Origin of the sequence: Kitasatospora sp. NPDC057692 (assembly GCF_042799475.1) — a bacterium.
GTDB lineage: Bacteria > Actinomycetota > Actinomycetes > Streptomycetales > Streptomycetaceae > Kitasatospora.
Map to the genome: position 1 here is coordinate 61,469 of NZ_JBHVIV010000041.1, position 13,332 is coordinate 74,800.

Annotated in this window: 13 protein-coding genes; 5 read left to right on the top strand and 8 right to left on the bottom strand. The window is 75.5% G+C overall.

All coding sequences use genetic code 11. The features are described 5' to 3' along the window. Positions 1-19: 19 nt before the first annotated feature. Complete coding sequence (locus ACFVFS_RS22880) at positions 20-487, bottom strand: MarR family winged helix-turn-helix transcriptional regulator (protein ID WP_380626472.1); 468 nt, start codon at positions 485-487, stop codon at positions 20-22. A gap of 170 nt (positions 488-657) precedes the next feature. Here ACFVFS_RS22880 and ACFVFS_RS22885 point away from each other — a divergent pair, with 170 nt between their 5' ends. Further along, the gene (locus ACFVFS_RS22885) at positions 658-1,440 is read left to right on the top strand and encodes a dioxygenase (RefSeq protein ID WP_380626458.1); all 783 of its coding nucleotides are present in this window, start codon (positions 658-660) and stop codon (positions 1,438-1,440) included. 52 nt (positions 1,441-1,492) lie between these two features. Here ACFVFS_RS22885 and ACFVFS_RS22890 read toward each other — a convergent pair whose 3' ends face one another. Beyond that, a complete protein-coding gene (locus tag ACFVFS_RS22890) occupies positions 1,493-2,152 on the bottom strand; it encodes an NAD(P)-dependent oxidoreductase (protein ID WP_380626459.1) in 660 nt (219 codons plus the stop codon). A 153-nt stretch (positions 2,153-2,305) separates the two neighbouring features. Between ACFVFS_RS22890 and ACFVFS_RS22895 the strand changes: the two genes are divergently transcribed. Next, positions 2,306-2,896, top strand: a complete 591-nt coding sequence (locus ACFVFS_RS22895; protein ID WP_380626460.1) for a maleylpyruvate isomerase N-terminal domain-containing protein — start codon at positions 2,306-2,308, stop codon at positions 2,894-2,896. 9 nt (positions 2,897-2,905) lie between these two features. Here the strand turns inward: ACFVFS_RS22895 and ACFVFS_RS22900 are convergent, their stop codons facing one another. Genes ACFVFS_RS22900 through ACFVFS_RS22910 form a run of 3 tightly spaced genes read right to left on the bottom strand, consistent with a single transcriptional unit; the run spans position 2,906 to position 4,330 of the window. Further along, positions 2,906-3,298, bottom strand: a complete 393-nt coding sequence (locus ACFVFS_RS22900) for a VOC family protein (RefSeq protein ID WP_380626461.1) — start codon at positions 3,296-3,298, stop codon at positions 2,906-2,908. A gap of 40 nt (positions 3,299-3,338) precedes the next feature. Then, a complete protein-coding gene (locus ACFVFS_RS22905; RefSeq protein WP_380626462.1) occupies positions 3,339-3,875 on the bottom strand; it encodes a GNAT family N-acetyltransferase in 537 nt (178 codons plus the stop codon). Further along, the gene (locus tag ACFVFS_RS22910) at positions 3,872-4,330 is read right to left on the bottom strand and encodes a group II truncated hemoglobin (protein WP_380626463.1); all 459 of its coding nucleotides are present in this window, start codon (positions 4,328-4,330) and stop codon (positions 3,872-3,874) included. Before ACFVFS_RS22910 ends, ACFVFS_RS22905 begins: the two co-directional genes overlap by 4 nt. 256 nt (positions 4,331-4,586) lie before the next feature. On the opposite strand from ACFVFS_RS22910, the gene ACFVFS_RS22915 reads away from it, so the two are divergent. Further along, complete coding sequence (locus ACFVFS_RS22915; RefSeq protein ID WP_380626464.1) at positions 4,587-6,119, top strand: AMP-binding protein; 1,533 nt, start codon at positions 4,587-4,589, stop codon at positions 6,117-6,119. A gap of 18 nt (positions 6,120-6,137) precedes the next feature. Here ACFVFS_RS22915 and ACFVFS_RS22920 read toward each other — a convergent pair whose 3' ends face one another. Beyond that, positions 6,138-6,947, bottom strand: a complete 810-nt coding sequence (locus ACFVFS_RS22920; protein WP_380626465.1) for a LuxR C-terminal-related transcriptional regulator — start codon at positions 6,945-6,947, stop codon at positions 6,138-6,140. Positions 6,948-7,163: 216 nt separating this feature from the next. Between ACFVFS_RS22920 and ACFVFS_RS22925 the strand changes: the two genes are divergently transcribed. Together ACFVFS_RS22925 and ACFVFS_RS22930 are read left to right on the top strand one after the other, a co-directional pair. After that, positions 7,164-7,994 (top strand): TIGR03084 family metal-binding protein, encoded by an 831-nt coding sequence (locus ACFVFS_RS22925; RefSeq protein ID WP_380626466.1) that lies wholly within the window; start codon positions 7,164-7,166, stop codon positions 7,992-7,994. 89 nt (positions 7,995-8,083) lie between these two features. Continuing rightward, entirely contained in the window at positions 8,084-8,572 is a 489-nt protein-coding gene (locus ACFVFS_RS22930; protein ID WP_380626467.1) for a hypothetical protein, read from the top strand. Between the two features lie 225 nt (positions 8,573-8,797). Here the strand turns inward: ACFVFS_RS22930 and ACFVFS_RS22935 are convergent, their stop codons facing one another. Both ACFVFS_RS22935 and ACFVFS_RS22940 read right to left on the bottom strand, forming a co-directional pair. Further along, complete coding sequence (locus ACFVFS_RS22935) at positions 8,798-12,046, bottom strand: error-prone DNA polymerase (RefSeq protein ID WP_380626468.1); 3,249 nt, start codon at positions 12,044-12,046, stop codon at positions 8,798-8,800. Positions 12,047-12,104: 58 nt separating this feature from the next. After that, the coding region (locus ACFVFS_RS22940) for a DNA polymerase Y family protein (RefSeq protein WP_380626469.1) at positions 12,105-13,332 on the bottom strand (1,228 nt) is incomplete at its 5' end.

Here is a 13,332-nt window from a genome sequence, read left to right on the forward strand (position 1 = left end):
GGGCTGAGGGTGCGGGGGCTCAGAGGGCGTCGTCGAGGCGCAGCCGGGCGCTGACCTGGCCGAGGCCGTCGGCCAGCACGGTCAGCTGCTCCCGGGTGAGCACGTCGATCAGCAGTTCGCGGACCAGCGCGACATGGCCGGGGGCCGCCTCGCGCAGCATCTCGTCCCCCTGGTCGGTGAGTTCGGCGAAGACGCCGCGCACATCGCTGGGGCAGGAGCGGCGGCTGACCAGGCCCATCTTCTCCAGCTGGGTGACCTGGTAGGTCAGGCCGCTCTTGGAGGTGACCAGCTTGTCGGCCAGCTCGGTCATGCGCAGCGAGCCGGCCGGGGCGGCGGAGAGGTGGACGAGGATCTCGTACTGGGTGTGGGAGAGGCCCGAGTCCTCCTTGAGCTGGCGTTCCAGGCGGCGGTTGAGGAGGTTGCTCGCGGTGACGAAGCTCCGCCAGGCGGCCATCTCCTCCTCGTCGAGCCACCGGGGCTCGTGCAAGGAGGCGGCGGAGGGGGGCGCCGAGGGTGCGGACGAGGTGGAGGGCATGGGGGGCATGGTACTCCTATTGTTCAAATTCGAACGAAGGTGTACGGTCTAAGCGGGTTAAAGTTCAAATTTGAACTACCGGCCCGTACAGACCCGCCGGGGGCCAGAGGAGAAGAGCCGCCATGAGCACCACCGCACCCGGGCGCATGCCCGCCCTCTACCTGTCGCACGGCGCGCCGCCGCTCGCCGACGACCCGGTCTGGCCCGGCGAGCTGGCCGCCTGGTCCGCCGACCTGCCGCGCCCCAAGGCGATCCTGATGGTCTCCGCGCACTGGGAGGAGGCCCCGCTCGCGCTCGGCGCCGTCACCACCGTGCCGCTGGTCTACGACTTCTGGGGCTTCCCCGAGCACTACTACCACGTCCAGTACGCCGCCCCCGGCGCACCGCAGCTCGCCGAGCGCGTGCGCAAGCTGCTGCGCGCCCCCGGGACGCCGGTCCAGGACATCCCCGACCGCGGCCTGGACCACGGCGCGTACGTCCCGCTGGTGGAGATGTTCCCGGAGGCGGACATCCCCGTCCTCCAGGTCTCCATGCCGACCCTGGACCCGCAGCGGCTGATGGAGATCGGCCGCCGGCTCGCCCCGCTGCGCGACGAGGGCGTGCTGATCGTCGGCAGCGGCTTCTTCACCCACAACCTGCGGGCGCTCAGCGACGACGGCCGGATCACCTCGGTGATGGCCGAGTTCGACGACTGGGGCCGGCGCGCCCTGGAGGCCCAGGACCTCGACGCGCTGCTCGACTTCGAGCGGAAGGCCCCGGCCGGCCGGCTCGCCCACCCGCGCACCGAGCACTTCGCCCCGCTGTTCGTCACCCTCGGCGCGGCGGAGGACGAGCTGGGCAGCCAGCGCACGGTGATCGACGGGTTCTGGATGGGTCTGGCGAAGCGCTCGATCCAGGTCGGCTGACGGCGCGCCGGACCGGTCAGAACGCACTGACCGGTCAGAGCGGTCAGCGCGGTCAGAGCGCGCAGCAGGTGAAGCGCTCGCCGATGTGCTCGGGCTGCTCGATCTCATCGACCAGCGCCACCGCGTAGTCCGGCACCGAGATCCGGCTCTCCCCCTTGGCGTCGGTGAGCAGCTGCTCCAGCCCGGTCCGGTAGCGGCCGGTGCGCTCCCCCGGCCCGATGCGGGCGGCCGGGCTGAGCACCGTCCAGCGCACGTCCGCAACCGTCCGGTAGTACTCCAGGGCGTCGCCGTGGGCGTGCATGATCTGCAGCACCGCCTCCGGCAGCCCCGGGGCGTCCCAGACCCGGGTGCCGGGCGCGGTCTCCAGGCTGCCCGCGCCGCCGACCGCGATCAGCCGGGGCGCCCCGCCGCCGAGCCGGCGCAGCCCCTCGACCAGCGCCCGGGCCGCCGGTTCGATCAGCGCCAGGTGGCCGGGGCCGTCGCCGCCGCCGACCGCGCTCACCAGGGCGTCCCGCCCGTCCGCCAGCCGGGCCACGTCCGCCGGGTCGAGCACGTCACCGGCCTCGACCGACACCTCTCCCCGGTACCGCGCGGCGTCGAAGCGCGACGGGGTTCGGACGACCGCCGTCACCCGGTGGCCGCGCGCGGCGGCCTCCGCGACGACGGCGCTGCCGATGGTGCCGTTGGCGCCGAACACGGCGATGCTCGCCATGGGGGTACCTGCCTGTTCTCCGGGAGCCGGGGACGGGGACCGGGGAGTGGAACCGGGTGGGGACGGGGCCGGACGGGAGTCCGGAGCCAGCAGTAGCACCCGGGGCGGGCGGGGCCCTGGCGGACACGCGGGGGCGGGTGAGACGGTGGGGCGATGACCGATCGTCCGATGAACGGCGATGACGTCCGGGCCGCGCTCGGCGAGCTGACGGCCGTCCTGGGCCCGGCGGCCGGAGCCGGCGGCGCCCGCTGGGACGCGCCCGCCGGACCGCTGGAGTGGAGCTGCCGGGAGACCGCCGCCCACATCGCCCACGACCTGCTCGCCTACGCCGGCCAGCTCGCCGCCCGGCCCGAGGACCGCTATCTGCCGCTGGACCTGACGGTGCGCCCGGAGGCCGGTCCGGCCGAGGTGCTCACCGTCGTCACGGCCTGCGCGCACCTGCTGGCCACCGCCCTGGACGCGGCCCCGCCCGAGCTGCGGGCGTACCACCACGGGCCGTGCGACCCGGCCGGCTTCGCGGCGATGGGCGTCACCGAGACCCTGGTGCACACCCATGACATCACCCTCGGGCTCGGCCTGGAGTGGCGGCCCCCGGCGCGGCTCGCCGCGGCCGCGCTGGCCCGGCTCTTCCCCGACGCACCGGGCGGCGACCCTGCGGAGGTGCTGCTGTGGTGCACCGGCCGCGGGGAGCTCGACGGCCGCCCGCGCCGGAGCTCGTGGAGCTGGCGGGCGGCCGTCGGGTAGCGGGTGGGATCAGGCGGTCGCGGCCTCGGTGGCGGCCCGCTCGGCGGCGCTGCGCTCGACGCAGAGCTCGTTGCCCTCGATGTCGTGGAGGGTGGCCCAGCCCTTGCCGTCCGGGGTGCGGTGGTCCTCGAACAGCGTCGCGCCCAGGGCGAGGAGGCGCTCCACCTCCTCGTCCCGGGTGCGGTCCTGCGGCTGGACGTCCAGGTGGACGCGGTTCTTGACGGTCTTGCCCTCGGGCACCCGGATGAAGAGCAGCGCGGCGCCCGCCGACTCCACCAGGGCCTCCGGGTCACCGGGGTTGTCGTCCTCACCGAGGGTGCCGTCCAGCACCTCCGCCCAGAACCGGGCCAGGGTGTAGGGGTCCGAGCAGTCGATCGTCACATGTCGCACAAGAGAAGCCATGGGGGCCACTGTGACCCGGATCATGCGGGCGGTCCAGTCGTTATCCGGCGGGCCGGCTGTGCCAGTGGCCGTCCAGCGGGTAGTGCGGCGGGGCCGCCGGGACGAGGGCCTCGAAGGGGTAGCCGGCCTTCTCGGCGACTCGGCAGGACGCCAGGTTGTCCCCCTCGTGGAAGAGGTCCAGCCGGACCAGCCCGTCGGCGGCGAAGGTCTCCGACGCCCAGGCGGTGAGCGCCGCCAGTGCGCGGGGGGCCACGCCCCGGCCGCGGGCGGCGGCGGCCGTCCAGTAGCCCACCTCGGAGCCGGCGCTGCCCGGCGCGCCGCGCTTGAGCACGATGTTGCCGACCAGCTCCCCCTCCGCCAGGACGGCGAAGGAGTACCGGCTGCCCTCCGCCCGGCCGCGGTCCTGGAGCTCCAGCCAGCGGGCGGCCCCGTCGAGGTCGGTCACCTGGTGGCGGATGTAACGGCGCAGCGTCGGGTCGCGGTGGATGTCGAGCAGGGCGGGCGCGTCCCGCGGTCCGAAGGGGCGCAGCAGCAGTCCCTCGGCGCGCGGCGCGTCGGCGGCGGGCACGGTCGTCACTTCAGGCCCTCCCAGCCCCAGCGCGGGGTGGGGCCCGGGTCGCCGAGGTCGGCGCCGGCCGGGGAGGCGGAGACGTCCTCGGCGATCCGGGTGCCCCAGTCGAAGTACTCCAGGACGCGGCGGCGCAGCAGCTCGTCCTCGGGCAGCTCCTTGCGGACCGCCTCGGCCATCAGCTCCATCCAGCGCAGCCGCTGCTCCTCGGTGATGGCGAGGCCGAGGTGGACCCGGAGCAGCCCCTGGTGGCCGCCGAGGTCGGTGGTGAAGCGGTCCGGGCCGCCGAACACCTCGGCCAGCCAGACGGCGACGTGCTCGATGTGGGTGGGCGTGAACCGGGCGAAGACCGGCGCGAGCAGCGGATCGGCGAGCACGCCCTCGTAGAAGGTGTCGCTCAGCCGCCGCAGGGCGTCGAGGCCCCCGATCGCGTCGTACAGGCTGCCGGAGCGGTGGTCGGTCATCGGTGTCTCTCCCCCGTGGGCGCGGATCTCTCGCCGCCTTCCTAGCAGCGGAGCGCGGACCGCGCCTCCTCCCGGCCCCCTGTTCGCCGCCGGCTCACCAACCGGAGCACACCGCTCCGCTCCGGGCGGGCGCCGGACCGGCCGGCGGCGGCGATCGGCGCCGCGGAGGCGGATGCCGCGCGGGGGCGGGACCCGTCCGGGTGACACCCCCGATCGGGGGTGTGCAGCGGGCGGCGGGCGGAGGACAGTGGGGCCCATGCAGATTCCACTCTCCGTGATGGACTTCCTCGACCGGGCCGAGCTGGTCTACGGCGACCGGGTCGGCATCGTCGACGAGCCGGTGCAACCGGCCGAACCCTGGACCGATCTGACGTACCGTCGGATCGCCCGGCTGGCGCGGGCGCAGGCGGCCGGGCTGGACCGGCTCGGGGTCGGTCCCGGTGAACGGGTCGCGATCGTGTCGCACAACTCGGCGCGACTGCTGACCTCGCTGTTCGGCGTGAGCGGGCACGGCCGGGTGCTGGTGCCGGTGAACTTCCGGCTCAAGGCCGAGGAGGTGTCGTACATCGTCGAGCAGAGCGGCGCCTCGGTACTGCTGATCGACCCGGAGCTGGCCGACCCGCTGGCCGGGGTGGTCGCCAAGCACCGGTTCGTGATCGGGGCGGACAGCGACGCGCTGCTGTACGACTTCGGGAACGCGCCGCGCCGCTACTCGATCGACGAGAACGACACCGCCACCATCAACTACACCAGCGGAACCACCGCCCGCCCCAAGGGCGTTCAGCTCACCCACCGCAACGTCTGGCTGAACGCGACGCTGATGGCCCTGCACTTCGGGGCGAGCGACCGGGACGTCTACCTGCACACCCTGCCGATGTTCCACGCCAACGGCTGGGGCCTGCCGTTCTCGCTCACCGGGCTGGGCGCGCAGCACGTGGTGCTGCGGAAGGTGGACGGCGCCGAGATCCTGCGCCGGGTCGAGCGGCACGGGGTGACCTTCCTGTGCGGCGCGCCGGCCGTGGTGCAGATGGTGCTGGACGCGGCGGCCGAGTGGGACGGCCCGATTCCGGGCCGGGACCGGGTGCGGATGGTGGTGGCCGGGGCGCCGCCGCCGACCTCGGTGGTGCAGCGGATGGAGTCCGAGCTCGGCTGGGAGTTCATGCAGATCTACGGCCTGACCGAGACCTCGCCGGTGGTGACGGTCAACCGCACCCGCGCCGAGTGGGACGAACTGCCCGCCGAGCGGCGGGCGGAGAAGCTGGTGCAGGCGGGCGCCCCGGCGATCGGCAACCAGGTGCGGGTGGACGGGCAGGGCGAGGTGCTGGTCCGCTCCAACGTCGTGCTGGACGGCTACTGGCAGCAGCCGGAGGCCACCGCGGAGGCGCTGCGGGACGGCTGGTTCCACACCGGCGACGGCGGTGTGCTGGAGGACGGCTACCTGACCATCTCGGACCGGAAGAAGGACGTCATCATCAGCGGCGGGGAGAACGTCTCCTCGATCGAGGTGGAGGACTGCCTGTACGACCACCCGGCGGTGGCCGAGGTCGCGGTGATCGGCGTGCCGGACACCAAGTGGGGCGAGACGGTCAAGGCGCTGGTGGTGCTGAAGCCGGGCCCGGAGATCACCGAGGCGGACCTCATCGCGCACTGCAAGCAGCGGCTGGCCGGCTACAAGTCGCCCACCTCGGTGGAGTTCCGGGACGCACTGCCGCGCACGACCACCGGGAAGCTGCAGAAGTTCCGGCTCCGCGAGCCGTACTGGTCGGGGCGGGAGCGGAAGGTCAACTGAGCCTTCCGATCGGGCGGTTCAGTCGAGCAGTCCGGACTCCCGGGCGGTGACGGCGAGTTCGGTGCGGTTGCGGACGCCGAGCTTGTGCATGGCGCTCTTCAGGTAGCCGGTCACCGTGTTGCAGGTGAGGCCCAGCTGGGCGGCGATCTCCGGGTTGGTCCGGCCGGTCGCCGCCCAGCGGAGCACCTCGTGCTCGCGCCGGGTGAGCGGGGCGGCCGGGGCGCACGGGGGTCTTCGCGCGGCGACGGCGGCCGGAGCCCCGGCCGGCGGCGCGGCCCCGCGCCAGGCGGCGGCCCCGGCGAGGGCCCGGGTGGCGGCCTCGGCGAGCCTGGCCACGGCCGCGATCCGGACGTCCCCGAACGGGACCACCGCGCGCAGCGAGGCGTACACCACGCCGTGCACGGTGCCGCCGTGCAGCAGCGGCACGGTGAGCATCGCGTAGAGGTCCTCGGCGGTGACGGCGGCGTCGTAGTGGTGCGAGATGGTGGTGTCGGCGCGGTAGTCGGGCACCCAGCTGGGCTCCCGTTCGGCCAGTGCCCGGCCGCCGAGGCCGGTGCCGACCGGCACCGGGAGGTCGTGCAGCAGGTCCGCCCGGGTACCGGCCCAGTGCCGCAGCACCATGCCCTCGCCGCCGGACCCGGCCACCCCCGGCTCGGGCACTCCGACCAGGCCGACGTCGGCGCCGCAGTCGGCGACCACCCGGCGGGCGAGGTCGCCGAGCACGGCGTCCCGGACCAGCTCGGCGGCCCGGGCGGCGAGGTCGTCCGGGGCTTCGAGGTCGTCCGAGGCCTCGGCACCGCTCTTCGGCGCGGTCGGGGCGGTCGTCATCGCGCGATTGTCACACGCGGTCGCGGCGCTGGGGAGGGGTCGCGAACGGGTTCCGCGGGCGTGTCGTGGGGAGTTGCGCGGAGTTCCGGATGGCGGCGGGCCCGGCGGCGTAGGGTGCGGGCGCGAGGTTACCGGCGGGTCACCACCACGGCCCATGGCGCCCCGCCGCGGTTTCCGGTGTTTCCAAGGCTTCCGACCGTAACGAAGGGGATATCCATGGCCGATCCGAACGTTTCCGAGGGCTCGTCCGTGCTGACGGCGCTGCTCGCCGACCTGCGGGCCGAGAGCGCGGTGCTGGACGGGCTCGTCGCCGGGCTGGAGCCGGCCGGCTGGGCGCTGGAGACGCCCGCACCGGGGTGGACGGTGGCCCACCAGATCGCCCACCTGGCGTGGACCGACGACTGGTCGGAGCTGGCCGCCCGCGATCCGGAGGCCTTCGTCGCGGAGTCCGGCCGGGTGTTCGGCGCACTGTCGGCGGCCGGCGCGGACCCGGTGGAGGACGGCGCGGCGCGCGGGGCGGCCGAGCCGCCGGCGGCGCTGCTGGCCGGCTGGCGGTCCGGCCGGGAGCGGCTCGCGGCGGCCCTGGCGGCGGTGCCGGCCGACGTCCGGCTGCCCTGGCTGGGGCCGCCGATGAAGGCGGCGTCGATGGCCACCGCGCGGCTGATGGAGACCTGGGCGCACGGACAGGACGTGGCGGACGCGCTCGGCGTCCGCCGGGAGCCGACGGCACGCCTGCGGCACGTCGCGCACCTGGGGGTGCGGACGATGGGCTTCGCGTTCACGGTGCACGGGCGGCCCGCCCCGCAGGACCCGGTGCGGGTGGAACTGACCGCGCCGGACGGCGGATCGTGGGCCTGGGGTCCGGCGGACGCGGCGGACCGGGTGACCGGCCCGGCCCTGGACTTCTGCCTGCTGGTCACCCGGCGCCGGCACCGGGACGACCTCGCGCTGACCGCGGTCGGCGCGGTGGCGACGGCCTGGCTGCCGATCGCCCAGGCCTTCGCGGGCCCGCCCGGAGCGGGCCGGGAGGCCGGCTCCTCCCTTTAGCAGATGATTCGTCAAATACGCCCGGTAGCCGCCCAAACCACACGTTTCGGCGATATACAGCGTTCGTCGCCGAATGATGGACTTCGGGCATGACGCGAATGAACTCGATGCGCACCGTCCTGGCGGGGGCGGCCGCGCTGCTCGCCTTCGGCGGCCTCCTCGCCACCCCCGCCCGGGCCGCGCTCGCGCCGCCGGTCGACCCGGCCGGGGCCGCCGCGTCGGCGCTGGTCCGGGCGGGGACGCCGGCCGCGCACCAGGTGGTCACGTTCTTCGAGGAGTACCGGCGGGCCGCGCTCGGCGAGAGCGGCGAGAGCCCGCGGGCCGTCCGCGCGCGCTACCTCGCCCCGCACCTGGACTTCCGCCTCGACGCCTGGGCGCAGGAGCACGACGCCGATCCGGTGTTCCGGGCCCAGAACGTCCCGGTGGACTGGTCGGCCCAGCAGGTGAAGGAGGAGTACGGCTTCGCCTCGGTCCGGCTCACCGAGTTCTGGGGCGGGGGCGGCGGGCAGGACGTCTGGTACACCGTCCGCCTGGGCGATCTGCGGATCGTCGAGCTGAACGACCAGCCGGCCTTCTAGCCGCTCCCACAGACTCCGGCGCGGCGCAGGCACCCCCCACGACTGCGCCGCGCCGGTCGCACACCGCCGCGTCCCCCGCCTCCCGCTACTTCCCGCCGTCCCGCAGGAGCAGCGGCCCGGCCCGGGCGGTCCTCGGTATCCGGCGGGCCCGGCCTCCGGCGGCGGTCTGCGGCGACGGCGTCGAGTCCATGGGGACGATCATGGCACGGAGCGGCCTCCGCGCCGTCACAGCCCGATCCGCAGCGGGGTCAGCCGGGTGGCGACCAGGTTGGTGGCGCCCCGGTCCCGTTCGATGTGCCCGTGGACCAGCAGCCCGGCCCGGTCGAGGGCGGTGCGGCGCTGGGACTCCCAGACCGGCCGGCTGCAGATCACGTTGATCAGGCCGGTCTCGTCCTCCAGGCTGAGGAAGAGCACCCCGCCCGCCGTCGGCGGCCGCTGCCGGTGGGTGACCAGACCGCCGACCACCACCGCCGTTCCCGGCGGCACGTCCGGGAGTTCGGCGGCCGAGAGCGCGCCGCCGCGCTCCAGGTGGGCGCGCAGGTGCTGGAGCGGGTGGCTGGTCGCGGACGCCCCGGTGGCCCAGAGGTCGGCGATGGTCTCCTCGACCGGGGTCATCGCGGGCAGCTCCGGCGCCTCGGTGCCGGGGGTGGTGCCCGGGATGAGGTCCGCCGAGACGCCCGCGAACGCGCCCGCCGCCCAGAGCGCCTGCCGCCGGCCGAGCCCGAAGCAGCCGAACGCGCCCGCCGCGGCCAGCGCCTCCAGGGCCGGCGCGGGCAGGCCGGTGCGGCGGGCGAAGTCCTCCAGGTCCGCGTACGGCCGCCCGGCCGCGATCGCCTCGGCCTGGGCGGTGCCGATGCCGCGCACGGTGCCCAGGCCGATCCGGATCGCGGGCTGCGGCTTCCCGGCGGTGAGCGGCGGGGCCGGTGTCCGCCCCCGGTACGGCTCCAGGGTGGGCCCGGGGCCGCTGGCGTTGACGTCCACCCCGCGCACCCGCACGCCGTGCCGCCGGGCGTCCGAGATCAGGCTGAGCGGTGCGTAGAAGCCCATCGGCTGGTTGGCCAGCAGGGCGCAGGTGAACGCCGCCGGGTAGTGGTACTTGAGCCAGGCGCTGGCGTACACCAGGTAGGCGAAGCTGATCGCGTGGCTCTCCGGGAAGCCGTAGTTGGAGAAGGCCTCGATCTTGGTGTAGACGTCCTGCGCCACCTCCTCCGGGATGCCGCGCTCGGCCATGCCCCCGAGCAGCCGCTCGCGCAGCCGGGCGACCCGCTCGTGCGAGCGCTTGGCACCCATCGCCTGGCGCAGCCGGTCCGCCTCGGCGGGGGTGAACCCGGCGCAGTCGATGGCGAGTTGCATCATCTGCTCCTGGAACAGCGGCACCCCGAGGGTCTTGCCGAGGGCGTTCTCCATCAGCGGGTGCGGGCAGCCGGCCGGTTCCACCCCGGCGCGGCGGCGCAGGTAGGGGTGGACGGATCCGCCCTGGATCGGGCCGGGCCGGATCAGTGCGACCTCCACGACCAGGTCGTAGAAGTGGTCCGGCTTGAGCCGGGGCAGGGTGGCCATCTGGGCGCGCGACTCGACCTGGAAGACGCCGACGGTGTCGGCCCGCCGCAGCATCGCGTACACGCCCGGGTCGTCGTCCGGGATGGTCGCCAGGTCGTAGTGCTCGCCGTGGTGCCGGGCGACCAGGTCGCAGGTGTCGTGCAGCGCGGCGAGCATGCCGAGGCCGAGCAGGTCGATCTTGACCAGTCCGGCGCCGGCCACCGACTCCTTGTCCCACTGCAGCACGGAGCGCCCGGGCATCCTCGCCCACTCGGTCGGGCAGATCTCGGCGATCGGCTCCCGGGTGAGCACCATGCCGCCCGAGTGGATGCCCAGGTGGCGCGGCAGGCCGTGGAGCTGCCCGGCGAGCGCGAGCACGTCGGCGGGGATGACGGCGTCCGCGCCGGGCGGCGAGCGGAAGTCGGCCTGCCGGCTGAACGCGTCCACCTGGCCCTGCGGGTAGCCGAGCACCCGGGCGGCGTCGCGCAGGGCCAGCCGGGGCCGGTAGGTGATCACATTGGCGACCTGGGCGGCGTGCTCGCGCCCGTACCGGCGGTAGACGTACTGGATGACCTCCTCGCGGCGGCGGTTCTCGATGTCCAGGTCGATGTCCGGCGGGCCGTCGCGGGCGGTGGAGAGGAAGCGCTCGAAGAGCAGCTTGTAGTGCACCGGGTCGACGGCGGTGATCCCGAGCGCGAAGCAGACCGCCGAGTTGGCCGCCGAGCCGCGCCCCTGGCACCAGATGGACTCCCGGCGGCAGAAGTCGACGATGTCGTGGACGATCAGGAAGTAGCCGGCCAGGTCGAGTTCCTCGATGACGTCCAGCTCGCGGGCGAGCTGGCGGCGGGCCGGGCCGTTCCCGGGCCCGAACCGGGCCGGGCCGCCCTCGGCGACCAGTGCCCGCAGATGGCCGATCTCGGTGCGGCCGGGCGGGACGGGGTAGCCGGGCAGCTCCGGGTCCAGGGTGGCGAAGTCGAAGGCGCAGGCGCGGGCGAGGTCCACGGTGGCCTCGCGGACGCCCGGGAAGCGGGCCAGCCGGGCCGCCATCTCACGGCCGGAGCGCAGGTGGGCGGTGCCGGCGGCCTGCGTCCAGCCCGCCGCCTCGGCGAGGGTGCGGCGCTCGTGCAGGGCGGCCAGGCTCTGGGCGAGCCGGCCCTCGGCGGGGCTCGCGTGGTGGGCGTTGGTGGAGGCGACGGTGGTCAGGCGCAGCCGGGCGGCGAGCGCGGCGAGGGCGTCGTTGCGCAGGTCGTCGCCGGGGAGCCACTGGTGGATCAGCTCGACGTGGACGTTCTCGCGGCCGAACGCCTCGGCGAGGGTGCGGAGCTGGTGCTCGGCTCCGGCGTCGGGCCCGTCCGCGGCGGCGGCCAGGGCGGTGGGGACGCGGCCCAGCCGGCAGCCGGTGAGCACCGCCCAGTGGCCGCCGTGCGCCTCGGCGAGGGCCGCGAAGTCGTAGACCGGGTTCCCCTTGGCCCCGCCCGCGAGCTGGGCCGCGCCGATGACGGCGGAGAGGCGGCGGTAGCCCTCCGGGTCGCGGGCCAGCACGAGCAGGTGCTCGTCGCCGCCGCTTTCTTGACGGAGCGTCAGTTCCGCTCCGAAGACGGTGGACACGCCCGTGCCGCGGGCCGCCTCGGCGAACCGGACCGCGCCGTAGAGGCCGTCGTGGTCGGTGAGCGCGAGGGCCTCGACGTCCAGCCGGGCGGCCTCGGCGACCAGCGCCTCGGGGTCGCTGGCGCCGTCGAGGAAGCTGAAGGCGGAGTGGACGTGCAGTTCGGCCCAGGCCGGTCCGGCGGGCCGCGTCCCGGCGGGCCGCCCGGCGGATCCGTCCGGCCGGTCGCCGTCGCGGGGGTGCAGCGGGACGACGACGTCGCCGCCGTCGCCGGACAGCCGCCGGTGCAGCTCGCTCCAGGGGAGGGAGGGATGGCTGGTGAATCCCATCGGGGGTGGTGCCTTCGGTCTCGCGCTGGTTTCCTGCCCCCCTCGGACGGCCGGGCCGTCAGTCGTACCCGGCCTCCACGAACCAGGCACCCCCCTCCACCGTGAGCAGCAGCGCCCGCCCGTCCGCCACCGTCACCTGGAACCGGGCCCGGCGGCGGGCACGCTCCTGGTCCCACCAGTACTCGACCGCCGGCCAGGGTCCGGTCCAGCCGTCCACCGTCAGGTTCCGCCCGCGCACCGCCACGGTGGCCGGCCGGGCCGACACCCCCGCCCGGCCGTCCACCGTCACCGGCCGTCCGGCCTCGTCCAGCACCGCCGCCGGCACCGGGACCCGGTGCACCACGGCCGGCCAGACGTCCCGCAGTCCGCCGACCCGCCCCGGCCAGGGCGCGTCGGCGGGGGCCGCCGGGTCGTAGGGCTCGCCCCACGGCACCCGGACCGCCTGGTCCTCGGGCCCCCGACCGCCGGCCGGCTCGATCCGGCGCAGCCCGGCGTGGCCGAGCACCGCCTGCACCCGGGCCACCGCGCGCTCCACCCGGTCGTCCGCCACCGCCTGTCCCCAGAGGGCGAGTTGGCGGCCCTGGTCGGGGGTGAGGTCGTCGGGGACGAGACGCAGCGCGGTGAACCCGCCCGGCTCGGGGGTGCGGGGGTCCCCGGAGTCGCCGGAGCCCCCGGAGTCGCCGCCCCGGTCGAACGTGCCGGCGCTCTGCCAGGCCTGGAGCTGCCAGCGGACGCGCTCGGCGAGCGCCGTCGCCGAGAGCCGGCCCTCGTGCCGCCAGAGCCGCGCGACCGTCCGGCCGTCGGCGCACTCCACCTCGACGGCGACCCGCTGACAGGTCAGCCCCGCCCCGGCGAGCCGCTGGTGCAGCCGCTCGGCCAGGGTGCGGGCGACGAACACCAGCGGTTCGGCGAGCGGCTCGGGCGGGTCGAAGCGCTGCTCGACGGAGAGGTCCGGCCCCTCGGTGCGCGGCACCAGCGGGCGCGGTTGCAGACCGCGGGCCAGCCGGTGCGCCACCGTGCCGGTCGGGCCGAAGCGGTCGGCCACCGACTCGGCGGGCAGCGCGGCGAACGCCCCGACCGTGGGCAGGCCCAGCCGGTCTAGCAGTTCGGCCAGCTCCGCGTCGCCGAGCGCGGCCACCGGGTAGGGCGCGAGGAACTCCGCCGTCCGCCCGGCGGGGACCAGGACGCCCGCGCGGGCGGCGAGCACGGCGGCGAACAGGCCGTCGGCCACACCGACCTGGCCGAGCGGCGGCGGTGCGGCGGCGGGCGGCGCGCTCCCGGGGGCC

Excerpts from the sequence above, each read along its gene's own strand:
- ACFVFS_RS22895 (WP_380626460.1), top strand. The coding sequence starts at position 2,306 with ATGACCGATCGTCCGATGAACGGCGATGACGTCCGGGCCGCGCTCGGC.
- ACFVFS_RS22930 (WP_380626467.1), top strand. The coding sequence starts at position 8,084 with ATGACGCGAATGAACTCGATGCGCACCGTCCTGGCGGGGGCGGCCGCG.
- ACFVFS_RS22890 (WP_380626459.1), bottom strand. The coding sequence starts at position 2,152 with ATGGCGAGCATCGCCGTGTTCGGCGCCAACGGCACCATCGGCAGCGCC.
- ACFVFS_RS22910 (WP_380626463.1), bottom strand. The coding sequence starts at position 4,330 with ATGACCGACCACCGCTCCGGCAGCCTGTACGACGCGATCGGGGGCCTC.
- ACFVFS_RS22920 (WP_380626465.1), bottom strand. The coding sequence starts at position 6,947 with ATGACGACCGCCCCGACCGCGCCGAAGAGCGGTGCCGAGGCCTCGGAC.
- ACFVFS_RS22925 (WP_380626466.1), top strand. The coding sequence starts at position 7,164 with ATGGCCGATCCGAACGTTTCCGAGGGCTCGTCCGTGCTGACGGCGCTG.
- ACFVFS_RS22915 (WP_380626464.1), top strand. The coding sequence starts at position 4,587 with ATGCAGATTCCACTCTCCGTGATGGACTTCCTCGACCGGGCCGAGCTG.
- ACFVFS_RS22935 (WP_380626468.1), bottom strand. The coding sequence starts at position 12,046 with ATGGGATTCACCAGCCATCCCTCCCTCCCCTGGAGCGAGCTGCACCGG.
- ACFVFS_RS22885 (WP_380626458.1), top strand. The coding sequence starts at position 658 with ATGAGCACCACCGCACCCGGGCGCATGCCCGCCCTCTACCTGTCGCAC.
- ACFVFS_RS22900 (WP_380626461.1), bottom strand. The coding sequence starts at position 3,298 with ATGGCTTCTCTTGTGCGACATGTGACGATCGACTGCTCGGACCCCTAC.